Genomic DNA, 24,304 nt, shown 5'->3' on the forward strand with positions numbered 1-24,304 from the left:
GGAACGGCGCGCAGGCAACCACCGTGCGCGGCCCGGCGCTACCCCGCGCGCTCAGGCCGAGGCGTAGCGCACGGCGGTGCCGATCCAGCGGGTGACCACGCGATCGGCCAGGGCCGGCTGTTCGGCCAGCAGGCGCTCGGCCAGGTCATGCACGCCGGGCAGCAGGCCGGCATCACGGGCCAGATCGGCAATGCGGAACCCGGCCAGGCCGGTCTGGCGGGTGCCCAGCAGTTCACCCGGGCCGCGCAGCTCCAGGTCCTTTTCGGCAATGACGAAGCCGTCGTTGGTTTCGCGCATGGTCTGCAGGCGCTCGCGCGCCATCTGCGAAAGCGGCGCCTGGTACAGCAGCACGCAGCGCGATACCGCCGAGCCGCGCCCCACGCGCCCGCGCAGCTGGTGCAGCTGCGCCAGGCCGAGGCGCTCGGCGTTCTCGATCACCATCAGCGAGGCGTTGGGTACGTCCACGCCTACTTCGATGACGGTGGTGGCCACCAGCAGGTCGATCTGCCCGGCCTTGAACGCCACCATCGTGGCCAGTTTTTCGGCTGCCTTCAGGCGGCCATGCACCAGCCCCACGCGCACGCCCGGCAGCAGCGCCTGCAGTGATTCGAAGGTGGCCTGCGCCGGGGTGGCGTCCAGTTCTTCACTTTCCTCGATGAGGGTGCACACCCAATACACCTGCCGCCCTTCCTGGCAGGCCAGGGCGATGCGTTCGATCAGCTCCGGGCGCCGGTCGTTGTTCAGCGCCACGGTCTGCACGGGCGTGCGCCCCGGCGGCAGTTCGTCGATGGCCGAGACATCCAGATCGGCGTATTCGGACATCGCCAGCGTGCGCGGGATGGGCGTGGCCGTCATCACCAGCTGGTGCGGCACGCTGCGTCCGCCCGCGCCCTTGTCACGCAGGGCCAGCCGCTGGTGCACGCCGAAGCGGTGCTGCTCATCGACGATGGCCAGCGCCAGGTCCTGGAACACCACCGCGTCCTGCATCAGCGCATGGGTGCCGACCACCACCTGCGCTTCGCCGCTGGCAACCTGTTCCAGTACCTTCGCACGCGCCTTGCCGGTGACCTTGCCGGCCAGCCAGGTCACGCGCACGCCCAGCGGTTCCAGCCAGCCGCGCAGGTTGTTGAGGTGCTGTTCGGCCAGCAGTTCGGTCGGTGCCGCCAGCGCGACCTGCTTGCCCTGCTCCACCGCCAGCATGGCCGCCAGCGCGGCGACCACGGTCTTGCCCGAGCCGACATCGCCCTGCACCAGCCGCAGCATCGGGCTGGGCCGGGCAAGATCGTCGCGGATCTGCTTGAACACCCGCGCCTGCGCGCCGGTCAGCGCGAACGGCAGCTGCTTGAGCAGGGCCTTGGCCAGCGTGCCCCGCCCCGCCAACGGCGGCGCATGGTGGGCCTGCAGGGCGATGCGCTGGCGGCGCAGGCTCAGGTGGTGGGCCAGCAGTTCTTCCAGCGCCAGCCGGCGCTGTGCCGGATGGGTGCCGGCGGCCAGCGCGGCCAGGTCGGCATCCGGTGGTGGGCGGTGCACGGTCAGCAGTGCGCTGCGCAGCGACGGCAGGGCCAGCCCATCCAGCCACCCGGCGGGCAGCAGTTCCAGCGTGGATTCTTCCGGCAGCCGGTCCAGCGCCTGGCCGATGAACCGGCGCATCGTGGCCGGGCCGATGCCCTCCACTGCCGGGTACACCGGGTCCAGGCTGTCGCCCAGTGCCGGGTCATCGGTACGGCCGAGAATCTGGTAGCTGGGGTGGACGATCTCCAGGCCCAGCTGGCCCGGCTTGGGCGTGCCGAAGCAGCGCAGCCGGGTGCCGACGGCGAACTGGCCCACCTGCTGCTGGCGGAAGTGGAAGAAGCGCAGCACCAGCGTGCCCTGCCCTTCATCCTCCACCGCCACCTTCAGCATGGGCCGGTAGCGCATGCCGCGCTCGACCGCCACCACCCGCGCTTCCACCTGCGCCGGCACGCCGTTGCGCAGGTCCTGGATGCGGGTCAGGGTGGTGCGGTCTTCATAGCGCAGCGGCAGGTGCAGCCACAGGTCCTGCAACGTGGCCAGGCCACGTGCCTGCAGCTTGGCGGCCACGGCCGGGCCGACGCCGGCGAGCATCGCCAGCGTCGCTTCGCCGGCCGGGGCCAGCGCCGGGGTCGCTACCGCCTTGCGCGCCACGGGTGGGTCAGTCGATGACCATCACCGCATCGACCTCGAAGTTCGCGCCCTTGGGCAGGCCGGACACTTCGATGGTGGAACGGGCCGGGAACGGGGCCTGGAAGTAGTCCTGCATGACGGCGTTGACCTTGGCGAACTCGCCCAGATCGGTCAGGTACAGGCCCAGGCGGACCACCTTGTCCAGCGAGCCGCCGGCGGCTTCGGCCACGGCCTTGAGGTTGTCGAAGGCGCGGCGGGCCTGCGCTTCGATGTCACCGGCACCAACGATATCGCCGGTGGCCGGGTCCAGCGGAATCTGGCCGGAGAAGTACACGGTGTTGCCGGCGCGCACGGCCTGCGAGTACGGGCCGATGGCGGCCGGGGCCTTTTCAGTGTTGATGATCTGGCGGGACATGGATCGCTCCGGTGCGTTGGGGAAAACAGAGCGCCGATTGTACCGGGTGGGGGCGGCATCGGCTCGGGGTCGGGTCCGTTCCCCGGCGGGAAACGGACCTGACCCCGTGCCTTTGATTCATTCCGCGCAATCATCCACGCAGGGCGTGGATCTACTGGCGGCGCACCGACTGCACGACCGACAGGCGGCGCAGGCGGCGCATCACTTCGGCCAGGTGGTTGCGGTCGCGTACCTGCACGCTGAACGCCAGCACGGCGGCGTTGAAGTCGCGGTCCAGGTAATCCACGCGTTCGATGTTGGAGTGGCTCTGGGCGATCGCCGCGGCCAGCTGCGCCAGCACGCCGGTACCGTTCTCCACTTCCACCACCAGCGAGGTGTCGTAGTCGCCGGATACGGTGGTGTCCCAGCCGATCGGCACCCAGCGCTCGGGCGACTTGCGCAGTTCGGCCAGGTTCGGGCAGTCCATGCGGTGCACCACGATGCCCTTGCCGGCGGTGTGGTAGCCCATGATCTCGTCGCCGGGAATCGGCTGGCAGCAGCCGGCGAAACTGATCACCCCGCGCTCGCTGCCGTTGATGAGGATCTTTTCCTGCGAGAAGTGGCGCGAATGCGGGCCACCACGCAGCTCAGCGTAGGCCATCAGCGCCTGTGCGGCCTGGGTCGGCATCCAGTTGCCCAGTGCCACCTCGGCCAGCAGGGCCTCCAGGCGCGGGTAACGGTGCTCGGCCAGGAAGGCATCCAGGCGGCCCTTGGGCAGGCGCTCCAGCGAGGAATCCATCGCTTCCAGCGCACGGTCGAGCATGCGGTGGCCCAGCTGCACGGCATCTTCGTGTTCAAGCTGCTTGAGCTGGTGGCGGATGGCGGTGCGTGCCTTGCTGGTCACCACGAATTCCAGCCACTGCGGCTTGGGCGTGGCCGAGCGCGCGGTGATGATTTCCACCGACTGGCCGCTGACCAGCTTGGTGCGCAGCGGCACCAGTTTCTTGTCCACGCGCGAGGCCACCGCCGTGTTGCCCACGTCGGTATGCACCGCGTAGGCGAAATCCAGCGCCGTGGCATTACGCGGCAGCGCCAGGATCTTGCCCTTGGGGGTGAACAGGTAGACCTCGTCCGGGAACAGGTCGACCTTCACGTTGTCCAGGAATTCCAGCGACGAGCCGGCGGCACGCTGCGAATCGATCAGCTCGACGATCCAGGCGTGGGCACGGCTCTGCGCGCTGTTGGGGGCATCGCCGCCGAGCTTGTAGGTCCAGTGCGCGGCCACACCGCGCTCGGCGATCAGGTCCATTTCCTCGGTGCGGATCTGCACTTCGATCGGCGAGCCGTAGGGCCCGAACAACACCGTGTGCAGCGACTGGTAGCCGTTGGCCTTGGGAATGGCGATGAAATCGCGGAAGCGGCCATCGAGCGGCTTGAACGCGGCATGCACCGCACCCAGCGCGTGGTAACAGCTGGGCACGCTGCGCACGACCAGGCGGAAGCCGAAGACATCCATCACCTGGTCGAAGGTCTTGTTCTCGTCGCGCATCTTGTTGTAGATGCTCCACGGGGTCTTGATGCGGCTGACCAGGCGGTGTTCCAGCCCTTCCTTGGCCAGGCGCTGCGACAGCTGCACCTCCACCTGCGCCAGCGCTTCGCGGCGCACCACCGGCTGGCTGCGGATGTGTTTTTCCAGGATGGCGTGGCGCCACGGGTACAGCGCCTTGAAGCCGAGGTTCTGCAGTTCGCTCTTGACCAGGCTCATGCCCAGCCGCTGGGCGATGGGTGCGTAGATCTCCAGCGTCTCGCGGGCGATGCGGCCGCGGGCTTCGCGGCTCTGCGCGCCCAGCGTGCGCATGTTGTGCAGGCGGTCGGCCAGCTTGATCATGATCACGCGCAGGTCGCGCGACATGGCCAGCAGCATCTTGCGGAAGCTTTCGGCCGCCGCTTCCTGGCGGTCGCGGAACTTCAGCTTGTCCAGCTTGGTGACACCGTCGACCAGTTCGGCCACGGCTTCGCCGAACTCGGCAGCCAGGGCTTCACGGGTCAGCGGGGTGTCTTCGATGGTGTCGTGCAGGATGGCGGCGATCAGCGCCTCCACGTCCAGCCCCAGCTCGGCCAGCACCTGCGCGACGGCGACCGGATGGGTGATGTAGGGCTCGCCCGACTTGCGGGTCTGGCCGGCGTGCGCGGCGGCGCCCACTTCCCAGGCGCGGCGCAGCAGCGGCAGCTGCTCCGGCGGCAGGTAGTGCGCTGCGCGCTCGAGCTGAAGGACGTAATCAGGTACGGCCGCGGCGGGGTGCGCGGCTACCTTGGCAGTGGGGCCTGGGTTCATGCCCGCAGCCTATGCCAGAGTGCGGTTTACGGCAAATACTGAATGCGAAACAGCCCGCACGGGGCGGGCTGTTCGGCGGTCCATCAATGACGTCGATCGATACGATCAATCGTCGTTCTTGGACATGTCTTCGTCGGCGACCACTTCGGCGGCAGCCCACTCCAGCGCTTCGCGCTCGGCACGCTCACGCTCGGCCTTCTCGACTTCGTCGATCAGGGCGTTGTCGATCTTGCGGGCGGCGATTTCGCGCAGTGCCAGCACGGTCGGCTTGTCGTCGGTTTCGCTGTTGTCCAGGGTGGCCTGCACGCCGTTGGCGAGCTGGCGGGCACGCTTGGAGGCCATCATGACCAGCTCGAAACGGTTGTTAACGACTTCCAGGCAATCTTCTACGGTGATGCGGGCCATACGGGCTCCCGGCGACCGGTCGGCCGCTCAGTCGAATGAGGGAAAGGGGGTGGAGTATACGCGCAGGGGCTGGACAAAATCAAGCCAACCCCTGCCGGACCCTTTAGGAATCAATCAGTTGAGCCCGGATCCTGGGTCAGCAACGCCCGGATGAGGCCGGCATGGCGGACCTTCTGGGCCTCCCGGCGCAGGCGGCTGGCGGTGAAGATGGCGCACAGTTCGTCCACGGCCGTATCGAACACTTCGTTGACGATGACGTAGTCGAAGTCGTTGAAGTGCAGCATTTCCTCGCGCGCCGCGCCCAGGCGCTGGGCGATCACCGTTTCGGTGTCCTGGCCCCGCTTGCGCATGCGGTCTTCCAGGGCCTGCTTGGACGGCGGCAGGATGAACACCGTCACCGTGCCCGGCACCAGCTGGCGCACCTGCTGCGCGCCCTGCCAGTCGATCTCCAGCAGCACATCCTGGCCGGCGGCCAGCTGCGGCTCCACCGACTGCCGGGCCGTGCCCTTCCAGTCGCCGTGCACCCAGGCGTGCTCGAAGAAATCGCCGGCGGCGATCATCCGCTCGAATTCCTCGGCGCTGACGAAGTGGTAGTGCTGGCCGTTCACTTCACCGGGGCGCATGGCGCGCGAGGTGAAGGAAATGGACAGGGCGATCTGCGGGTCGCGCGCCAGGGTGGCGTTGACGATGCTGCTCTTGCCGGCACCGGAGGGGGCGGCCACGATGTACAGCGTGCCGCGCGCGGGCGTGCCGGTCGGGGTGGGCTGGGTGCTCATTCGATGTTCTGTACCTGTTCGCGGATCTGGTCGATCAGCACCTTCAGTTCAACGGCCGCGTTGGAGGTGCGGCTGTCCACGGACTTGGAGCCGAGCGTATTGGCTTCGCGGTTGAATTCCTGCAACAGGAAATCCAGGCGGCGGCCGACCGGCTCGCGCTGCTTGAGCACGCGGCGGATTTCCACGATGTGGCTGCCCAGCCGGTCCAGTTCTTCATCGACATCCAGCTTCTGCAGCCACAGCACCAGTTCCTGCTCGGCGCGGCCGGGATCGACCGGGTGCGGCAGGTCGGCCAGGCGCGCGGCCAGCTTGGCGCGCTGGCCTTCACGGATGGCCGGAATCAGCGTGCGCACCTCAGCGGCGATGCGCTCGATGGCATCCACGCGTTCGGCGATGGCGGTGGCCAGCGTAGTGCCTTCACGCTCGCGCGCGGCGACGAAGCCGTCCAGCACCTGCTCCAGCAGGGCCAGTGCCTCGGCCTGCAGGGCCGCCGCATCGGTGGCTTCGCCCTGGGTGACGCCCGGCAGCTGCAGCAGATCGGTGAAGCTGACCTGCAGGTTGGGGAAATCGGAGGTGAGGCGGTGCGCCAGCTGGCCCAGCTGGCCCAGCAGCACGTCGTTGACCTGCAGGCTGCCTGCTGCTTCCGGCGCACGCAGGCGCACGATCAGGTCCAGCTTGCCACGGCTCAGGCGCGCGGCGATGCGCTCGCGCAGCTGCGGTTCCAGCGCGCGCAGTTCCTCGGGCAGGCGGGTGCCCACCTCCAGGAACCGGTGGTTGACCGAGCGCAGCTCGCACCCCAGCGTGCCCCACGGGGTGGCGCGTTCGCCGCCGGCGTAGGCCGTCATGCTTCGAATCATGAGCGTTTCCGATGCTCCCAAAGGGGGAATGGTACCCTAGCGCTCTCTTTGAAGCCTCCTTGCCCGCCCGTGAAGGCCGCGGGCAATGTGGCGTACTCCCCTGCCCGTCTTACCCCTTAGGGAAACGCACCATGTCCGATGCCCGCCCCAGTGGCCGCCAGCCCGACCAGCTCCGTCCGGTCGTCATCCAACGCGGCTTCACCCGCCACGCCGAAGGCTCGGTGCTGGTCTGCTTCGGTGAGACCCGCGTGCTGTGCACGGCCAGCGTGGAAAACCGCGTGCCGGGCTTCCTGCGCGGCAAGGGCGAAGGCTGGGTGACCGCCGAGTACGGCATGCTGCCGCGCGCCACCCACACCCGCAGCGACCGCGAAGCGGCACGCGGCAAGCAGGGCGGCCGTACGCTGGAAATCCAGCGCCTGATCGGCCGCAGCCTGCGCGCGTGCGTGGACCGCAACGCGCTGGGCGAGCGCACCATCACCCTGGACTGCGACGTGCTGCAGGCCGACGGTGGCACCCGCACTGCCGCCATCACCGGTGCCTACGTGGCCCTGGTGGATGCGGTGAACGTGCTGATCAAGCGCGGCGAGATCAAGCGCAACCCGGTGCTGGGCGCCGTGGCCGCCGTGTCGGTGGGCGTGTACCGCGGCACCCCGGTGCTGGACCTGGACTACGCCGAAGACAGCGACTGCGACACCGACATGAACGTGGTCATGAACGATGGCGGTGGCTTCATCGAACTGCAGGGCACGGCCGAGGGCCATGCCTTCCGCCGCGATGAACTGGACGCGCTGCTGGCGCTGGCCGAAAAGGGCGTGGCCGAACTGCTGGCCGCACAGCAGGCCGCGCTGGCGGTGGAGCCGCAGGCATGAAGCGCCGCATCGCGTTGACCACCCTGGTGGTGGCCGACTATGACGAGGCCATCGCCTGGTACACCGGCAAGCTCGGCTTCACCCTGCTGGAGGACATCGACCAGGGCAGCAAGCGCTGGGTGGTGGTCGGCCCGACCGACGGCAGCGCCGCCGCCCTGCTGCTGGCCAAAGCCAGCAACGAGGAACAGCGCAGCCGCATCGGCAACCAGACCGGCGGCCGCGTGGGCTTCTTCCTGAACACCGACGACTTCCGGCGCGACCATGCTGCGATGCTGGCGGCCGGCGTCGAATTCCTGGAAACCCCGCGCGAAGAACCGTATGCCACCGTGGCGGTGTTCCGCGACCTGTACGGGAACACCTGGGACCTGCTGGAGCCGCGCGGATGAAGAAACTTGTCCTGGCCAGCCACAATGCTGGCAAGCTGGTGGAAATGCAGGAGATCCTCGCCGACCTGCCGCTGCAGATCACCTCGGCCGCCGAACTGGGCCTGGGCGATGTGGAGGAAACCGGCCTGACCTTCGTCGAGAACGCGCTGCTGAAAGCACGCGCGGCCTGCGCGGCGACCGGCCTGCCGGCACTGGCCGATGATTCGGGCCTGATCGTCGATGCCCTGGGCGGTGCACCTGGCCTGTACAGCGCGCGCTATGCCGGCCACCCGACCAATGCCGCGGCCAACAACGCCAAGCTGCTCGATGCCCTGGCCGATGTGCCCGATGGCCAGCGCAGCGCGCGCTTCTATGCCGTGATCGTGCTGCTGCGCCATGCCACCGACCCGCAGCCGCTGATCTGCGAAGGCCGCTGGGAAGGGCAGATCATCCGCGAACTGCGTGGCACGAATGGTTTTGGCTACAACCCGGTGTTCCTCGATACCACCCACGGCCTGACCGCCGCGGAAATGGCACCGGCGCTGAAGAACGCCATCAGCCACCGCGCCCTGGCGCTGCAGCAGCTCAAGCAGCAGCTGGCCACCTGGCTCTGATGCCGTCCTGATTACCCAAGGGAAGCCGGCCAGCGGCCGGCACTACCGATGAAGCCCATGCCGCACGACCACGACCACTGCACCCACCTGCCCGGCGAAGTCTGCACCGGCGATCACGCGCACGCCGCCGCGCCACGGCTGGTACCGCCGCCGCTGTCGCTGTACGTGCACCTGCCGTGGTGCGTGCGCAAATGCCCGTACTGCGATTTCAATTCGCACCAGGCCAAGGGCGCGTTGCCGTTCGATGCCTATATCGACGCCCTGCTGCGCGATCTGGACCAGGACCTGCCGCTGGTCTGGGGCCGGGTGGTGCACAGCGTGTTCTTCGGTGGCGGCACCCCCAGCCTGTTCCCGCCGGAGGCGATCGACCGTTTCCTGCAGCAGGCCAGCGCCCGCCTGCGCTTCGCGCCAAACGCTGAAATCACGCTGGAAACCAACCCGGGCACCGCCGAGCATGGGCGCTTCGACCGCTACCGCGCCGCCGGCGTGAACCGGCTGAGCTTCGGCATCCAGAGCTTCGACGATGCCGCACTGAAGCGCCTGGGCCGCATCCACGACAGTGGCGAAGCCGAGCGCGCGGTGAAGATGGCCCAGGATGCGGGCTTCGACAATTTCAACATCGACCTGATGTACGCGCTGCCGGAACAGACCCTGGCCGGTGCAGAGGCCGATCTGGAACGCGCCTTCGCGCTGCAGCCGGCGCACCTTTCGCACTACCAGCTGACGCTGGAGCCGAATACGGTGTTCTTCGCACGGCCGCCGCAGGGCATCCCCGATGAAGACCACGCCTGGGACATGCAGGAACACTGCCAGGCCCTGCTGGCGCAGGCCGGTTTCGACCAGTACGAAGTGAGTGCCTACGCACGCCCCGGCCGGCAGAGTGCGCACAACCTGAACTATTGGCGCTTCGGTGACTACCTGGGCATCGGCGCGGGCGCGCACGGCAAGATCAGCTCCGGCGCCGAGGAACACGTGCTGCGCCGCTGGAAGCTCAAGCATCCCCAGGCCTACCTGGACACCGCCGGCACCCCGGCCGCGCTGGGGGGCGACGATGTGATCGCGCCCGAGCGGCTGCCGTTCGAGTACATGCTGAACCTGCTGCGCCTGCACGAAGGCTTCAGCCTGCGCGATTTCGAATCGCGCACCGGCCTGGCACGCCGCGTGCTCGATGCACCGCTGGCACAGGCGGTGCAGCGCGGCTGGCTGCAGGTGGCCGACGGCCATGTGCAGCCCACCGAGCTTGGCCGCCGCTTCACCAACGATGTGGTGAGCCTGTTCCTGGAGGAATGACGCCTCCGGCAGGCGGGCCTGTGTGGCACCCGGCAGCGCCGTGGATGTGGCGCCCACCACGCCGCCCACAGTAGAGTCCACATTCACTCTGCGTGACCCGGGACACCGCGCCGATGTCAGTTCCCATGCCGTTGCTGCCGGCCGATGCAGCCCGCTTGGACCACTCGGGCCTGCCGCCCCGCGTACGGCAGCTGCTTGGCCAGTTGACCGTGCTGGTGCGGCACACGCTGTCCGCACCGCTGGCACTGAGCGGCGAAGCGATGGAGCAATCGCTCCTGCAGGACGCCGAACTGGCACGCAGCCCGGCCCAGCAGGCCGACCTGATGGGCTACCGCCATCAGGCACACGCATTCGCGCTGCCCTTTGGCGAGCGCATGCTCGATGCCGTGGTCGAGGCGCTGGCCAACCTGCGCGGCCCACGCGTGGCCGCCCCCCTGGCCGCACCGCAGCCCGCCACCGGGAGCCTGACCACGCTGCGCCTGGTGGACGAACACGATATCGACCGCGACATCGTGCTGGTGGAAATGGTCCGCCGGGAAACCCTGCGCAGCGGCAACGGCCTGAACCTGCTCGGCCAGCGCCTGGGCGTACTCGCCGCCGGCCCGGCATTCGACGCCGAAACCCTGCCGCTGGGCCCGCATGCCCTGTGCGCACTGGCCCGCCGCCTGGCCGAACAGGCGCGCCTGGACCCGCCGGTGCAGCTGGCGCTGTTCCGCAGCCTGGACCGCCACGTGCTGGAGCGGCTGGGTGAAATCATCGAACGCTTCAACGGGCTGCTGTCACAGGAAGGCGTGCTACCCGGCCTGGTCTACACGCCGTACCTGGCACGCTCGGCCAGCACCCGCCGCCTGATCACCCATTCGGTGGCCGGTGGTCGTGCCACCCGCACCAGCAGCAGCACCGCCGCCCCGCTGACCGGCTGGGGCGGCAGTGCCCCCGCCGGTTCCTGGTCGGGCATGCTGCAGGACGCCGCACGCCCGCTGCAGGGCTTTGGCGAGACCGCGCAACCGGCGATGGCCACGCTGCACCAGCTGCTGGCCAACCCGGCCAGCACGCCTGGCCCGCTGCCGCCGGGAACAGCAGCGCCCCCCACCCTGCCCAGTGCGGTCCTCGATGGCCTGCTGGCACGCCTGCAGGCCCAGGCCAGCGCACCACGTTCGATGGCCGATCTGCAGGCGGCCCTGCTGGCCCAGCTGCAGCGCGAACGCCCCGAGGCGCCCCCGGCCCTGGCCGTGAAAGACCAGGACACCTTCGACCTGCTCGGCCGCCTGTTCGGCCAGGTGCAGCAGCTGCAGCGCCCGGATGCCGGCAATGCCGGCCTGCTGGCCCGGCTGCAGGTACCGGTCGCCCGCGCGGCCCTGGCCGATCCGGGCTTCTTCGTGCGCGATGAACACCCCGCGCGCGACCTGCTCAACAGCGTGGCCGAAGCCGGCGCGGTCTGGCTGGGCAGCGACGATGTCGATCCGCAGCTGATGCAGCGCCTGGCCCAGAGCGTGGAACGCGTACAGGCCGGCGACACCCAGGACCCGGCCGTGTTCGCCGCGGCCAATGACGATATCCAGCAGCAGGTACGCGCCGCCGCGCACCGCGCCGAGCTGGCCGAGCGCCGCCACGTCGATGCGGCCCGTGGCCGTGAAAAACTGGACGTCGCCCGCCGCCAGACCGAAGCCAGCATTGCCGAGCGCTGCGAACAGGCGCAGCCGCCCCGCTTCGTGCAGACCCTGCTGCGCCAGGCCTGGGCCGATGTGATGACCCTGGCCCAACTGCGCCATGGCGAGGACTCGCCCCAGTGGCAGCAGTGCCTGGCACAGACCGCGCGGATTGCCGAGGTGACTGCCCACGCACCGGGCAGCGCACCGGCGGATGCCACGCTGGCCACCGGCATCGAGGCGGCACTGGTCCAGGTGGGCTACCACGCCGACGAAGCCACGGCCGTGGCACGCCGCCTGTCCACGCCCGGCGGCGAGGACGACAGCACCTCGCGCACCGAACTGAGCGCGCGCCTGAAGCAGCGTGCGCGGTTGGGCGGCCAGGCCGGCGATGCCACCCCTGCCGCCACCACGCCCCCCGCACGCGATGCCACGCAGGACGCCTGCTACCGCGATCTGCTGGCGTTGCCGTTCGGCAGCTGGTTCGAATTCACCCAGGACGGTGCGCCGCGCCGGCTGCGCCTGTCCTGGTACAGCCGGTTGACCGACCACGCCCTGTTCGTCAACGCGCGCGGCCAGAAGGCGCTGGAAACCCAGCTGGATACCCTGGCCCGGCAGATGGCCGACGGCCAGGTCCGTGTCGTTACCGAAGACAAGGCCCGGCTGATCGACCGCGCCTGGCAGGCCACCCTGGGCGCACTGCGCACCCTGGCCGGACCCCATCCGGAGCAGCAGGCATGAACACTCCCTCCGTCGACACCCGCCGCGCGCCGCGCCGCCAGGTCGCCGCGCGCGTGGCGGTCACCGACCAGATGGCCGGCACCCCGGCCGGGCATCTGGTCAACCTGTCCGAAACTGGCATGCTGCTGCTGGCCAGCGCCCCGCTGGCCGACGACGCCCTGTACCAGTTCCGCTTCCCGCTACCGCTCGATGACGGGCGCCAGGTGGACATCGATGTGGGCGTACACCTGCTGTGGACCGAACCGGCGCAGCTGCCCGGGCAGGCCTGGGCCGGCTTCCGCTTCCTGACGCTGTCGCGCGAGCACCGCCAGCTGGTACGCGACTGGGTGGGCGAAGAGGACGGCGCTGCACCGCTTTCGACGGACTGAGCGCCGGTTCCCGCACAGCACGGGGCAGCCATATCCGGCAGAATCAGGGTTCTGTTTTTCCGTCGAGCGATGCGATGACCCTGCAAGATCCTGGCGCCCTGTACCCCCACCACCTGGCCGTGCTGCAGCAGCGCGCCGAGCAGGCGCTCGCGCGCGGTGGGTTCGACCACCTGGTGATCCCCAGCGGCACCCTGCACTACCAGGTCTTCGACGACCGCGACTACCCGTACGCGGTGAACCCGCACTTCAAGGCGTGGCTGCCGCTGACCCGTGTGCCCAACAGCTGGATCGTGTTCACCCCGGGCAAGCGCCTGCAGGTGATCTTCCACCAGCCGTTCGATTACTGGCACGTCGTGCCGGATGCACCCAGCGGCTGGTGGGTGGAGCATGTGGACATCCACATCATCCGCACCGCCGATGAAGCGCTGCCGCTGCTGCCGTCCAACCCGGCACGCTGCGCCATCCTGGGCGAGCCGCAGAGCGCGCTGGGCCCGTGGCTGCCGAACAACCCGGCCCCGGTGCTGGATTACCTGCACTGGCACCGCGCCTACAAGACGCCCTATGAAGTGGCGCTGATGCGCCAGGCGCAGGTGCTGGGCGTGCGCGGCCACCGCGCTGCCGAAGCCGCGTTCCGCCATGGCGCCGATGAGTTCAGCATCCACATGGCCTACTGCCAGGCAGTGGGCCAGGACGCCAGCGAACTGCCCTATGGCAACATCATCGCGCTCAACGAACATGCCGCGGTGCTGCACTACACCGAACTGGGCCGCAAGGCACCGCAGCCGCTGCGCAGCTTCCTGATCGATGCTGGCGCCAGCGCCCACGGCTATGCCAGCGACATCACCCGCACCTACGCGGCCAAGGGGCATGACGAATTCGCCGCGATGATCGACGCCGTCGACGCTGCCCAGCAGCAGATGTGCGCGGCGGTGCGTGCCGGTTTCGATTACAAGCAGCTGCACATCGATGCGCACCTGTCGCTGATGGGCGTGCTGAAGGACTTCGGCGTAATCAACGTATCGCCGCAGACCGCGCTGGAAACCGGCGTCAGCGCCGCGTTCTTCCCGCACGGCATCGGCCACCTGATCGGCCTGCAGGTGCATGACGTGGCCGGTTTCGCCGCCAGCGATGCCGGCGGCCGCGTCGAGCGCCCGGCCGGGCACCCCTACCTGCGCCTGACCCGCGTGCTGGAGCCGGGCATGGTGGTGACCATCGAACCGGGCCTGTACTTCATCGACATGCTGCTGGACGAAGTGAAGCAGGCCGGCCACGGCACTGCGATCAACTGGGACCGCGTGGACTTCTTCCGCCCTTACGGCGGCATCCGCATCGAGGATGAAGTGCTGTGCACCCAGGACGAGGCGGACAACCTGACCCGCCCGGTGTTCGCCGCCAACGGCTGAGCCCCTCGTGGCGGGGCGCCCCATGCGGCTGATGGCTGGTGGGGCGGATTGGGTTCGCGGGGGACCGGGTAGATCCACGCCATGCGTGGATGCTTTGCGATGAATTCCCGGAATGGTCGATGTCGATTGAGATCCATCCACGCATGGCGTGGATCTACAAGCCACCGGCCGGGCAAGGTGGGTTTGCGGGACATCCCGGCCCCCCTGACAGATCCCCCCGATCGGGTAGATCCACGCCATGCGTGGATGCTTTTCGACGAGTTCCCCGAATGGTCGATATCGATTGAGATCCATCCACGCATGGCGTGGATCTACAAGCCACCGGCCGGGCGGGCTGGATTCACGGGGGACACCATCCCCCCTGACAGATCCCCGCGATCGGGTAGATCCACGCCATGCGTGGATGCTTTTCGATGAGTTCCCCGAATGGTCGATGTCGATTGAGATTCATCCACGCATGGCGTGGATCTACAAGCCACCGGCCGGGCGGGCTGGATTCACGGGGGACACCATCCCCCCTGACAGATCCCTGCGATCGGGTAGATCCACGCCATGCGTGGATGCTTTTCGACGAGTTCCCCGAATGTTCGATATCGATTGAGATCCATCCACGCATGGCGTGGATCTACAAGCCCCCGGCTGGGCGGGCTGGATTCACGGGGGACACCATCCCCCCTGACAGATCCCCGCGATCGGGTAGATCCACGCCATGCGTGGATGCTTTTCGATGAGTTCCCCGAATGGTCGATGTCGATTGAGATTCATCCACGCATGGCGTGGATCTACAAGCCACCGGCCAACTGTCGAAGGCGGGGGGGGATGGCGCCTACGAGCCCCCATGGATGGGTTCACGGCGTATCCCGCGAACCCACACCACCCCACCAACCCGGGATCAACGCATCTGCCGTTGCTCCGGCCTCTGCGGGTGCAGGGCTGCAAGCCCTGCAGAAGAAGAACCCCTCATCCCTGCATGAACGCTTCGATCTCGTCGGCGCTGCGCGCCAGGCCTTCGGTCAGCACCCGGTGGCCGTCTTCAGTGACCAGCACATCGTCCTCGGTACGAATGCCGATGCCGCGCCAGCGCGCTTCCACGCTCGTGTCGTCCGCACCGACATACAGCCCCGGCTCGATGGTGAACACCATGCCCGGCTCCAGCAGCCGCGAATCACCGGCCAGCCGGTAGTCACCCACATCGTGCACGTCCAGGCCGATCCAGTGCCCGGTCTTGTGCCGGTAGAAGCGCTGGTAGTGCCCCTCGGCGATGTTCTGTTCCAGCGTGCCCTTCAGCAGGCCCAACCGCAGCAGGCCCTCGGTCAGGGTCTGCACCGCCGCCAGGTGGCCGGCTTCGTACGGCACGCCCGGCCGCGCCTGGGCCAGGGCCGCCGCCTGCGCCGCACCGACCAGGTCGTGCAGCGCGCGCTGCTCGGCACTGAAACGGCCATTGACCGGGAAGGTGCGGGTGATGTCGCTGGCATAACCGCGGTACTCGGCACCGGCATCGATCAGCACCAGTTCGCCATCGCGCGAACGCGCATTGTTGTCGCGGTAATGCAGGATGCAGCCGTTGCGGCCGGCCCCCACGATGCTGCAATAGGCCGGTACCGCATCGCCGGCACGGAACACGCGCTCCAGTTCGGCCTGCAGTTCGTACTCGTGGATGCCGGCCTTCGCCGCCCGCATCGCGGCCTGGTGGGCGCGCACGCTGATCTGCGCGGCATGCTGCATCAGCGCCACTTCCGCACCGGATTTGAACAGCCGCTGCTCGTGCAGCAGGTGGCCCAGTTCCAGGAATTCATGCGGCGGCTGCGCGCCATGGCGCACCTGCGAACGCACGCGGTTGACCCAGCCGATCAGCTTCAGGTCGAAATCCGCATCGCGGCCGAAGTGGTAATACACCCGCGAGCGGCCCTCCAGCAGGCCCGGCAGGATGTCGTCCAGGTCGTCGATGGGGTAGGCATCGTCCATGCCGTACTGGGCCACCGCGCCTTCCTGTCCGGCACGGCCACCGTCCCAGGCTTCACGCTCGGGGTCGCGCTCGCGGCAGAACAGGATCGTCTCGCCGTGGCGCCGCCCGGGGATCAGCACCAGCACCGCGTCCGGTTCCGGGAACCCGCTCAGGTACCAGAAGTCCGAATCCTGCCGGTACGGGAAATGCGTATCCAGGCTGCGCACCTTCTCCGACGCCGCCGGCAGCACCAGGATCGCGTCATCACCGGCCATGTCCATCAGCTGGCGGCGGCGGCGCTTGTATTCGCCGGCGGCGATGCCGGTGCGCTGCTTGATGTCCATCAGTTCAGGCGCTGGCGGTGGCGCGCGGCCAGCACCACGTCACCGTGCAGCAGCAGCACGGCCACGCGGATGAACTCCTCGATCTCGGCCAGCGCGTCCTCGTCATCGTCGTTGCCGCTCTCGAAATCCTCGCTGGACGCCTGGGCCAGCTTGGCCAGGTCGTTCAGGGCTTCCTCACCTTCTTCGGACAGGGCCGGGCGGCGGCCGCCGCTGCCCAGGCCGAAGCCGCCCAGGAAAGCGCGCGCCCAGCTGAACAGCGCATCGGCCTGCGGGGCCACGTCGCTGCTGTCGCCCAGCAGCAGCTCGAAGGCGAAATCGCGGTCTTCCAGCTGCTTGATGGTGACCTGCAGCAACTGCTCCAGCACACTGCCGTCGGCCACCGGCGCCAGGTGGTCATCGGCCAGCACGCGGGCCGGCCAGTCGTTGCCCGGCGCACCACCGGCGGCCAGCCAGCCACACAGGCCGCCATGCAGCTCGGCAGCGGTGGCACCCAGCTGCAGGGCCTGGCTGGCGCGGTTCACGTCGTCGACGGAGGGAAGTTCGGTCATCGTGCGGCTCGTTCGGTGAGGGGATCCCGGCCGCGCAGGGCACGGCCCGGGAAGCCCCGTAGTGTAGCAATCCACCGGCATCCTTCCCGTGCCCGCCAGCCCTTGCTGCGGCAGCGCTTGACCACCCTCGCCCCGCTTGCCTATCGTGCCGCTCATGGAACCCTCAGACGCCATCGCCCAGTTGCAGGCCTTCGCCGCGCGCGTCGAGGCGCTGCTTGAACGCAACCAGCGCCTGGCCGAGGAAAACCGCAGCCTGCGCCACCAGCAGGAACAGCTGGTGACCGAACGCTCCACCCTGCTGGCCAAGAACGAGCAGGCCCGCTCGCGGGTGGAAGCGATGATCAGCCGGCTCAAATCCCTGGAGCAGCACACATGAGCCACCCCGCCGAACCGGTCAGTGTCCGCATCCTGGACCGTGAATACACCGTCGGTGTGGGCGGGGACGAGCGCGACAGCCTGATGGCGGCCGCGCGGCTGCTCGATGCCCGCATGCGCGAGATCCGCGGCAGCAACCGCATGGCGGCCGTGGACCGGGTGGCGGTGCTGGCTGCGCTGAACCTGGCCCACGAACTGCAGCAGCTGCGCGATGAAAATGCCCGCCAGGCCGCGGCCCTGCAGCAGACGCTGTCGGACCTGAACCGGCGCCTGGACCGGGCGATCGACGGCCACGACTGACGTCGCGGCACGGCTGCACGGCATCCACACGTACATGAATTGGGATGCACTGTGCCGACGAAAGGTCATCGGTTGGGCTGGTCGTGGCCGCGCGCATCGCTATAATGGCCTCGCGTTCTCTGCGGTGCTCGACGGCGTGTGCAAACATTCGCCTTGTCCCTTAAGAACGACACCGGGAGCGCGACGGCGCCGGGAGTGCAGGTCCGCCTTGCAGCGGGAAGCCCGAAGGTTCCATAGCGTTCCCACTTGAGCCCCCGGGTTCAAGGTCGTTTCGCACGCATCGACATTGCGGAGAATGCAGTATTCCTCGAAGGCGGCATCCACACGGGTGCCGCCTTCGTCTTTTCTGGCGGCACAATAGGCAGGTTCCCCCGCCGAGCCTGCCATGACCGACCCGCGCCCGGACCTGCGCCACGACCTGCGGCAACGCCGCCGCGCCCTGCCCGCCCCGGCCCGGCTGGCCGCGGCCGAGACCCTGGCCGACGCCCTGCTGGCCCTGCCGTTCGCCCCCACGCACGGCCCGGTCGCCGGCTACTGGGCGCTGGATGGCGAAATCGCGCTGCACCGCTGGCAGCTGCAGCTGCCCGCCACGCTGACCTACTGCCTGCCGGTGCTGCATGGGGAAGTGCTGCGCTTTGCGCCCTGGCGGCCCGGCCAGGCGCTGACCGCCAACCGCTATGGCATTCCCGAGCCGGACCTGGCCATCGAGGACACCTTCAGCGCCGAGCAGATGGCGCTGGTGGTAACCCCGCTGGTGGGCTTCGATACGCAGTGCCGCCGGCTGGGCATGGGGGGCGGCTGGTATGATCGCAGCTTCGCTTTCCGCCACCAGCGCGCTGCACCGCCGTGGCTGGTGGGCGCGGCCTTTTCGCTGCAGCAGGTCGATGCGCTGCCGGTGGCGTCCTGGGACGTACCGGTCGATGCGATCTGCACCGAACAGGGCACCCTGTTTCCCCTCCCACCGCACGTGACCGCATGACCGCCCGCAAGCGCTACTGGCTGATGAAGTCCGAACCGGACGCCTTTTCCATCGACGACCTGGCCCGCGTCGGCACCGAACCGTGGAACGGCGTGCGCAACTACCAGGCGCGCAACTTCATGCGCGATGGCATGCAGGTCGGCGACGGCATCCTGTTCTACCACTCCAACACCAAGGTGCCGGGCATCGTCGGGGTGGCCAAGGTGGCCAGCGCGGCCTACCCGGACGAGACCCAGTTCGACCCGACATCCGACTACCACGACCCCAAGGCCACGCGCGAAGAGCCGCGCTGGATGCTGGTGGACGTGGCCTTCGACCGCAAGCTCAGGCAGGTGATCGCGCTGGACGAGATCAAACTGCACGCCGATGCGCTGGGCGAAGGCTTCCCGCTGGTGGCCAAGGGCAACCGGCTGTCGGTGTTCCCGGTGACCGCCGCGCAGTGGACGCTGCTGCTGTCGCTGGAAAAGAAATCCTGATTCCCTGCCTGAGAGTTTTTCCCATGTCCGAAGCCAAGCGCCTGGCCGCCGAAAAAGCCATCGAGTACGTTGAAGACGGCATGATCGTCGGTGTCGGCACCGGGTCCACCGTGGCCTATTTCATCGATGCGCTCGCCCGTATCCAGCACCGCATCAAGGGCGCCGTGTCCAGCTCCGAGCAGAGCACCGCGCGCATGCGCCAGCACGGCATCGAGGTGATGGAGCTGAACCACACCGGCAACCTGTCGCTGTACGTGGACGGTGCCGACGAATGCGATGGCAACAAGTGCCTGATCAAGGGCGGTGGCGCCGCGCTGACCCGCGAGAAGATCATCGCCGAGGCCAGCGAGCGCTTCGTGTGCATCGTCGACCCGAGCAAGCAGGTGCCGGTGCTGGGCCGCTTCCCGCTGCCGGTGGAAGTGATCCCGATGGCGCGCAGCCTGGTGGCCCGCCGCATCCGCGACATGACCGGTGGCCAGCCGACCTGGCGCGAGGGCGTGGTGACCGACAACGGCAACCAGATCCTGGACATCCACCACCTGCAGATCACCGACCCGGTGGCGCTGGAGCGCGAACTGAACCAGCTGCCCGGCGTGGTCTGCGTGGGCCTGTTCGCCCGCCGCCCGGCCGACGTGGTGATCGTCGGCGGCGAACCGCCCATCGTCCTGTAACCCTCCCTCCGGATTCCTGACCATGTCGCTGCTGCGCTCGCTGCTGCTGCTCCCGCTGCTGGCCCTGACCGCCTGTGCCACCGATGCCGCCCGCCACTGGGTGGAACTGGACGGCACCCGTTACAAGGTGGAACTGGCCACCAATGACGACACCCGCGCCCGCGGGCTGATGTTCCGCGACCGCATGCCCGAGGACCACGGCATGCTGTTCATCCACGACCGCGAGGAAATGCAGGCGTACTGGATGAAGAACACCAAGATCGCGCTGGACATCCTGTACTTCGATACCGAGCGCAGGCTGGTCAGCCAGCAGCGCGACGTGCCGCCGTGCTCGGCCGGCGACATGTGCCCGCCCTACCCCAGTGGCGGCCCGGCCCGTTACGTGCTGGAGCTCAACGCCGGCCAGGCGCACAAGCTGCAGCTCAAGGACGGCACGGAACTGAAGTTCGGCCCGGGCATCGAGTAACGCCACGGGCCGCGTGGCGTGCAGCGGGCCGGTGCCGTGCGTACCCGGCCCCGCTGGGGTAGGCCCCGCTCCATACCCAAGCGGGCGGTGCTGCACCGGGACGCTGTGTTTTTCACGCCCCGCCGCTTGAAACCGCCTGCGATTGCCGCCAGTCTGTGGCCATGCAGGACCCGATCTCTCTGCCCGAATGGGATGCACTGGCCGACCTCGAGGACGAGGCGCTGCCGTTGCTGCCGACCGCGCTGCTGATCGCACGCGATGAATACCCCGACCTGCAGCCGGCCACCTACGACGCGCTCATCCAGAGCCATGTCGACCACCTGCGCCCGGAAGTGGACAGCATCGAGCGCAGCCCGCTGAAGATGGCCGCCATCAACCGCCACCTGTTCGACGAACTGGGCTACAGCGGCGACCACGACGAGTACTACGACCCGCGCAACAGCTACCTCAACCAGGTGTTCGAGCGCCGCCTGGGCAACCCGATCTCGCTGGCGCTGGTGCAGATGGAAGTCGCGCGCCGGCTCGGCATCCCGCTGGACGGGGTGTCCTTCCCCGGCCATTTCCTGGTGCGCCTGCCGGTCGATGGCGGCGTGCTGGTGATGGACCCGTTCAACGGCGGCCGCCCGCTGGACGTGGACGAGCTGCGCGAGCGCGCCAAATCACACCTGGGCGGGCAGGCCCCGGACGACCAGGTCCTGGCGCAGATCCTCGACCCGGCACCGTCACGGGCGATCCTGATGCGCATGCTGCGCAACCTGCACGGCGTCTATGCCGAAGCCGGCGAATGGGACCGCGCCGCACGCAGCGCCGACCGCCTGCTGAAGCTGGCGCCGGAGCAGGCCGATGCGCTGCGCGACCGTGGCCTGGCCTACCTGCAGCTGGACTACCTGGCCGGCGCGCGCCGCGACCTGGGCCGCTACCTCACCCGCAACCCCGATGCCAGCGATGCGCAGTGGCTGCGCGAAAAGCTGGTGGACCTGGGCGGGCCGGTGCCACGGCTGCATTGAGGCGGGATTGCCCCTCCGGCCCGGTGCCTGCCACCGCCGGCAGCGCCGGGCCATGCCCGGCGGGCCCTGGGCTTCAGCCGACTTCGACCATCTCGAAATCATCCTTGGTCACCCCGCAATCCGGGCAGGTCCAGGTGTCCGGGATGTCCTCCCAGCGCGTGCCGGGGGCGATGCCCTCTTCGGGCAGGCCGTCGGCTTCGTGGTACAGGAATCCGCAGACCACGCACATCCAGGTGCGGAAGGTGGTGGGGCTGGCATCGCTCATCGGATAATCACGGCTGACCTTTCTGGCCGCCCATTGTCACACTGCGGCCACGCAACCGGTAGCCATCGATGACTCCTGCTTCCCCTGCGCCGCGCGGCGTCTACCTGATCACCCCGGACGAGCCCGATACCGCCCGCCTGCTGGCACGCACCGCGCCACTGCTGGCCGCTGGCGCGACCTGGCTGCAGTACCGCAACAAGCAGGCCGACACCGCCCTGCGCCACGCGCAGGCCAGCGCGCTGCAGGGGCTGTGCATGCGCTACGACGTGCCGCTGATCATCAACGACGATGCCGCCCTGGCCCACGCCATCGGTGCTGCCGGGGCCCACCTGGGCGAGGACGATGGCGAAATCGCCGCCGCCCGTGCCCTGCTCGGGCCCGATGCCATCCTCGGTGCCTCCTGCTACGACGAACTGGCCCTGGCCGAGCGCGCGGTGGCCGCCGGTGCCAGCTACGTGGCCTTCGGTGCGTTCTTCCCGACCCTGACCAAGCGCACCACCCGCCGCGCCACGCCCGACCTGCTGCGACGCAGTGCCGCACTGGGCGTGCCGCGGGTGGCGATCGGCGGGCTGACGCCGGACAATGTCGGCCCGCTCATCGACGCCGGCGCGGACCTGCTGGCCGTCATCAGCAGCGTCTACGCCGCCACCGACCCGGTCGCCACCCAGCGCGCCTACCTTGCCCAGTTCCAGCCGGCCGCCGCCGGTACAGCCCAGGAATCCCCATGAACCACGACCAGTCCCACGCCCTGTTCACCCGCGCCCAGGCGCTGCTGCCGGGCGGGGTTAATTCGCCGGTGCGCGCGTTCAAGTCGGTGGGCGGTGAGCCGTTCTTCGTCGCCCGCGCCGACGGCCCCTATCTGTATGACGTCGACGGCAACCGCTACATCGACTACGTCGGCTCCTGGGGCCCGATGATCGTCGGCCACAACCACCCGGCCGTGCGCCAGGCGGTGAAGAAGGCCATCGACAACGGCCTGTCCTTCGGAGCGCCGTGCGCGGCCGAGGTGACCATGGCCGAAACCATCACCCGGCTGGTGCCGTCGTGCGAAATGGTGCGCATGGTCAATTCCGGCACCGAGGCCACGCTGTCGGCGATCCGCCTGGCGCGCGGCGCCACCGGCCGCAACCGCATCGTCAAGTTCGAAGGCTGCTACCACGGCCATGGCGATTCGTTCCTGGTCAAGGCCGGCAGCGGCATGCTGACCCTGGGCGTGCCGACCTCGCCGGGCGTGCCGGCGGGCCTGAGCGAGCTGACCCTGACCCTGCCCTACAACGATTTCGAGGCCGCCACGGCGCTGTTCGAGGCGCAGGGCAGCGAGATCGCCGGCCTGATCATCGAGCCGGTGGTCGGCAACGCCAACTGCATCCCGCCGCGCGACGGCTACCTGCAGCACCTGCGCGCACTGTGCACGCAGCACGGCGCGCTGCTGATCTTCGACGAAGTGATGACCGGCTTCCGCGTCGCCCTGGGCGGTGCACAGGCGCACTACGGCATCACCCCGGACCTGACCACCTTCGGCAAGATCATCGGTGGCGGCATGCCGGTGGGCGCCTACGGTGGCCGCCGTGACCTGATGCAGCAGATCGCCCCGGCCGGGCCGATCTACCAGGCCGGCACACTCAGCGGCAATCCGGTGGCGATGGCCGCCGGCCTGGCGATGCTGGAACTGGTCTCGCAGCCGGGCTTCCATGCCGATCTGTCGGCACGCACCGCGCGCCTGTGTGCGGGCCTGGAAGCGGCCGCCGCCGAGGCCGGCGTGGCGGTGACCACTACCCGGGTCGGTGCGATGTTCGGCCTGTTCTTCACCGACCAGAAGGTGGAGACCTATGCACAGGCCACCGCCTGTGACACCGCCGCGTTCAACCGGTTCTTCCACGCGATGCTGGAGCAGGGCGTGTTCCTGGCTCCGTCGGCCTACGAGGCCGGCTTCCTGTCCAGCGCGCACGACGATGCGGTGATCGACGCCACGCTTGCGGCAGCGCGCGTGGCGTTCATCGCGGCGAAGGGGTAACAGGCCATCGGGGGCGGCCGACGTGGGTCGGTACCGCCCCCATCCACGCATGGCGTGGATCTACCGGGGCCTGTGGTGTTTCATCCACGCATGGCGTGGATTTACCGGGCCGGGCGGCGTTTCATCGATTTACCCGGCCGGGCAGCGGTGTTGTAGAGCCACGCCATGCGTGGCTGCTGCCGGCTCAACCGAAAACGAACGTGCCCTTCATCATCGCGAAGTGACCGGGGAAGGAGCAGAAGAAGGTGTAATCCCCGCCCTTCTGCAGGCCCTTGGTGGAAAAACGCACGCGCGCGGTTTCGCCGCCGCCGATCACCTTGGTGTGGGCCAGCACGCGGGCATCGCCCTTGGGCAGGTAACTGTCGGCCAGCGAGGTGCGCATGCCCGCCAATGCCACCGGCTGGTAATCGGCCGTGCGCGTGAGCACCCAGTTGTGGCCCATCGCCGTGACCGCCAGCTTGCCGGTGTGGCGCAGGGTCAGGTCGACCTCGCTGCAGTCGGCGGCCACCTTGATCTGCCGGCTGCTGAACTGCATCTGGTCATTGCTGTCGATGCTCACCGCGCACACCCGCGCCATCGCTGAGGGCGCCACCATCATCGCGCCCAGGCCCACCACCATCCACCACGCTTTCACGATCACCGCTCCTCTGGTTGCTGCCCCATTCTAGGCGGCGCCCCACGGGTGGTGCTGCGACAGGGTGTCGCA

General features: G+C 68.8%; 26 protein-coding genes and 1 other RNA gene. 17 read left to right on the forward strand and 10 right to left on the reverse strand.

The window, feature by feature from the left end; translation table 11 throughout:
* Positions 1 to 51: 51 nt before the first annotated feature.
* From recG to Q9R17_RS04465, 6 genes are all read right to left on the reverse strand, one after another.
* Complete coding sequence (gene recG, locus Q9R17_RS04440) at positions 52 to 2,163, reverse strand: ATP-dependent DNA helicase RecG (protein WP_308157237.1); 2,112 nt, start codon at positions 2,161 to 2,163, stop codon at positions 52 to 54.
* A gap of 7 nt (positions 2,164 to 2,170) precedes the next feature.
* Complete coding sequence (locus Q9R17_RS04445; RefSeq protein WP_108750974.1) at positions 2,171 to 2,557, reverse strand: RidA family protein; 387 nt, start codon at positions 2,555 to 2,557, stop codon at positions 2,171 to 2,173.
* Between the two features lie 151 nt (positions 2,558 to 2,708).
* Positions 2,709 to 4,871, reverse strand: a complete 2,163-nt coding sequence (locus tag Q9R17_RS04450; protein ID WP_308157238.1) for a bifunctional (p)ppGpp synthetase/guanosine-3',5'-bis(diphosphate) 3'-pyrophosphohydrolase — start codon at positions 4,869 to 4,871, stop codon at positions 2,709 to 2,711.
* A gap of 105 nt (positions 4,872 to 4,976) precedes the next feature.
* Positions 4,977 to 5,276, reverse strand: a complete 300-nt coding sequence (gene rpoZ / locus Q9R17_RS04455; RefSeq protein ID WP_017357259.1) for a DNA-directed RNA polymerase subunit omega — start codon at positions 5,274 to 5,276, stop codon at positions 4,977 to 4,979.
* A gap of 110 nt (positions 5,277 to 5,386) precedes the next feature.
* Entirely contained in the window at positions 5,387 to 6,052 is a 666-nt protein-coding gene (gene gmk / locus Q9R17_RS04460; RefSeq protein ID WP_308157239.1) for a guanylate kinase, read from the reverse strand.
* Positions 6,049 to 6,909: a YicC/YloC family endoribonuclease gene (locus Q9R17_RS04465; protein WP_308157240.1), complete on the reverse strand. Its 861-nt coding sequence runs from the start codon at positions 6,907 to 6,909 to the stop codon at positions 6,049 to 6,051. Before Q9R17_RS04465 ends, gmk begins: the two co-directional genes overlap by 4 nt.
* Before the next feature lie 131 nt (positions 6,910 to 7,040).
* On the opposite strand from Q9R17_RS04465, the gene rph reads away from it, so the two are divergent.
* From rph to pepQ, 7 genes are all read left to right on the forward strand, one after another.
* Positions 7,041 to 7,778, forward strand: coding sequence for a ribonuclease PH (rph, locus tag Q9R17_RS04470; protein WP_308157241.1), 738 nt, complete (start codon positions 7,041 to 7,043; stop codon positions 7,776 to 7,778).
* A complete protein-coding gene (locus Q9R17_RS04475; RefSeq protein WP_308157242.1) occupies positions 7,775 to 8,164 on the forward strand; it encodes a VOC family protein in 390 nt (129 codons plus the stop codon). Before rph ends, Q9R17_RS04475 begins: the two co-directional genes overlap by 4 nt.
* Positions 8,161 to 8,757: an RdgB/HAM1 family non-canonical purine NTP pyrophosphatase gene (gene rdgB / locus Q9R17_RS04480; protein ID WP_308157243.1), complete on the forward strand. Its 597-nt coding sequence runs from the start codon at positions 8,161 to 8,163 to the stop codon at positions 8,755 to 8,757. Before Q9R17_RS04475 ends, rdgB begins: the two co-directional genes overlap by 4 nt.
* A gap of 57 nt (positions 8,758 to 8,814) precedes the next feature.
* Complete coding sequence (hemW, locus tag Q9R17_RS04485; RefSeq protein WP_308158276.1) at positions 8,815 to 10,047, forward strand: radical SAM family heme chaperone HemW; 1,233 nt, start codon at positions 8,815 to 8,817, stop codon at positions 10,045 to 10,047.
* A gap of 113 nt (positions 10,048 to 10,160) precedes the next feature.
* On the forward strand, positions 10,161 to 12,437 hold the full coding sequence (locus Q9R17_RS04490; RefSeq protein ID WP_308157244.1) for a DUF1631 family protein: 2,277 nt from the start codon (positions 10,161 to 10,163) through the stop codon (positions 12,435 to 12,437).
* On the forward strand, positions 12,434 to 12,805 hold the full coding sequence (locus tag Q9R17_RS04495) for a PilZ domain-containing protein (RefSeq protein WP_308157245.1): 372 nt from the start codon (positions 12,434 to 12,436) through the stop codon (positions 12,803 to 12,805). The genes Q9R17_RS04490 and Q9R17_RS04495 overlap by 4 nt, the downstream gene beginning before the upstream one ends.
* 74 nt (positions 12,806 to 12,879) lie before the next feature.
* On the forward strand, positions 12,880 to 14,208 hold the full coding sequence (pepQ, locus tag Q9R17_RS04500) for a Xaa-Pro dipeptidase (RefSeq protein ID WP_308157246.1): 1,329 nt from the start codon (positions 12,880 to 12,882) through the stop codon (positions 14,206 to 14,208).
* Between the two features lie 960 nt (positions 14,209 to 15,168).
* On the opposite strand, the gene Q9R17_RS04505 is transcribed toward pepQ, so the two are convergent.
* Together Q9R17_RS04505 and Q9R17_RS04510 are read right to left on the reverse strand one after the other, a co-directional pair.
* Positions 15,169 to 16,491, reverse strand: a complete 1,323-nt coding sequence (locus Q9R17_RS04505) for an aminopeptidase P N-terminal domain-containing protein (protein WP_308158277.1) — start codon at positions 16,489 to 16,491, stop codon at positions 15,169 to 15,171.
* Between the two features lie 5 nt (positions 16,492 to 16,496).
* Positions 16,497 to 17,045: a UPF0149 family protein gene (locus Q9R17_RS04510; protein WP_308157247.1), complete on the reverse strand. Its 549-nt coding sequence runs from the start codon at positions 17,043 to 17,045 to the stop codon at positions 16,497 to 16,499.
* A gap of 154 nt (positions 17,046 to 17,199) precedes the next feature.
* On the opposite strand from Q9R17_RS04510, the gene Q9R17_RS04515 reads away from it, so the two are divergent.
* The 8 genes from Q9R17_RS04515 (at position 17,200) to Q9R17_RS04550 (ending at position 21,319) form a co-directional block, all read left to right on the forward strand.
* On the forward strand, positions 17,200 to 17,421 hold the full coding sequence (locus Q9R17_RS04515) for a TIGR02449 family protein (protein ID WP_308157248.1): 222 nt from the start codon (positions 17,200 to 17,202) through the stop codon (positions 17,419 to 17,421).
* The gene (locus Q9R17_RS04520; protein WP_308157249.1) at positions 17,418 to 17,720 is read left to right on the forward strand and encodes a cell division protein ZapA; all 303 of its coding nucleotides are present in this window, start codon (positions 17,418 to 17,420) and stop codon (positions 17,718 to 17,720) included. Before Q9R17_RS04515 ends, Q9R17_RS04520 begins: the two co-directional genes overlap by 4 nt.
* Before the next feature lie 113 nt (positions 17,721 to 17,833).
* A non-coding RNA gene (ssrS, locus tag Q9R17_RS04525) (6S RNA) lies at positions 17,834 to 18,019 on the forward strand.
* Positions 18,020 to 18,105: 86 nt separating this feature from the next.
* Positions 18,106 to 18,699 (forward strand): 5-formyltetrahydrofolate cyclo-ligase, encoded by a 594-nt coding sequence (locus tag Q9R17_RS04530; RefSeq protein ID WP_308157250.1) that lies wholly within the window; start codon positions 18,106 to 18,108, stop codon positions 18,697 to 18,699.
* The gene (locus tag Q9R17_RS04535) at positions 18,696 to 19,175 is read left to right on the forward strand and encodes an EVE domain-containing protein (RefSeq protein WP_308157251.1); all 480 of its coding nucleotides are present in this window, start codon (positions 18,696 to 18,698) and stop codon (positions 19,173 to 19,175) included. Before Q9R17_RS04530 ends, Q9R17_RS04535 begins: the two co-directional genes overlap by 4 nt.
* Positions 19,176 to 19,198: 23 nt before the next feature.
* Positions 19,199 to 19,846: a ribose-5-phosphate isomerase RpiA gene (gene rpiA, locus Q9R17_RS04540; protein ID WP_308157252.1), complete on the forward strand. Its 648-nt coding sequence runs from the start codon at positions 19,199 to 19,201 to the stop codon at positions 19,844 to 19,846.
* 22 nt (positions 19,847 to 19,868) lie between these two features.
* Positions 19,869 to 20,312, forward strand: coding sequence for a DUF192 domain-containing protein (locus Q9R17_RS04545; RefSeq protein ID WP_308157253.1), 444 nt, complete (start codon positions 19,869 to 19,871; stop codon positions 20,310 to 20,312).
* Between the two features lie 161 nt (positions 20,313 to 20,473).
* Positions 20,474 to 21,319 (forward strand): SirB1 family protein, encoded by an 846-nt coding sequence (locus Q9R17_RS04550; RefSeq protein ID WP_308157254.1) that lies wholly within the window; start codon positions 20,474 to 20,476, stop codon positions 21,317 to 21,319.
* 73 nt (positions 21,320 to 21,392) lie between these two features.
* Here Q9R17_RS04550 and Q9R17_RS04555 read toward each other — a convergent pair whose 3' ends face one another.
* Positions 21,393 to 21,584, reverse strand: a complete 192-nt coding sequence (locus tag Q9R17_RS04555) for a rubredoxin (protein WP_308157255.1) — start codon at positions 21,582 to 21,584, stop codon at positions 21,393 to 21,395.
* Between the two features lie 68 nt (positions 21,585 to 21,652).
* Here Q9R17_RS04555 and thiE point away from each other — a divergent pair, with 68 nt between their 5' ends.
* Both thiE and hemL read left to right on the forward strand, forming a co-directional pair.
* Positions 21,653 to 22,312 carry a thiamine phosphate synthase gene (thiE, locus tag Q9R17_RS04560; RefSeq protein ID WP_308157256.1) on the forward strand — a complete coding sequence of 220 codons (660 nt, stop codon included), beginning with the start codon at positions 21,653 to 21,655 and terminating at the stop codon, positions 22,310 to 22,312.
* Positions 22,309 to 23,598, forward strand: coding sequence for a glutamate-1-semialdehyde 2,1-aminomutase (hemL, locus tag Q9R17_RS04565; protein WP_308157257.1), 1,290 nt, complete (start codon positions 22,309 to 22,311; stop codon positions 23,596 to 23,598). Before thiE ends, hemL begins: the two co-directional genes overlap by 4 nt.
* A 184-nt stretch (positions 23,599 to 23,782) precedes the next feature.
* Here hemL and azu read toward each other — a convergent pair whose 3' ends face one another.
* A complete protein-coding gene (azu, locus tag Q9R17_RS04570) occupies positions 23,783 to 24,217 on the reverse strand; it encodes an azurin (protein WP_308158278.1) in 435 nt (144 codons plus the stop codon).
* Positions 24,218 to 24,304: the final 87 nt, after the last annotated feature.

The sequence above is a fragment of the Stenotrophomonas sp. 24(2023) genome (genome assembly GCF_030913365.1).
Lineage (GTDB): Bacteria > Pseudomonadota > Gammaproteobacteria > Xanthomonadales > Xanthomonadaceae > Stenotrophomonas.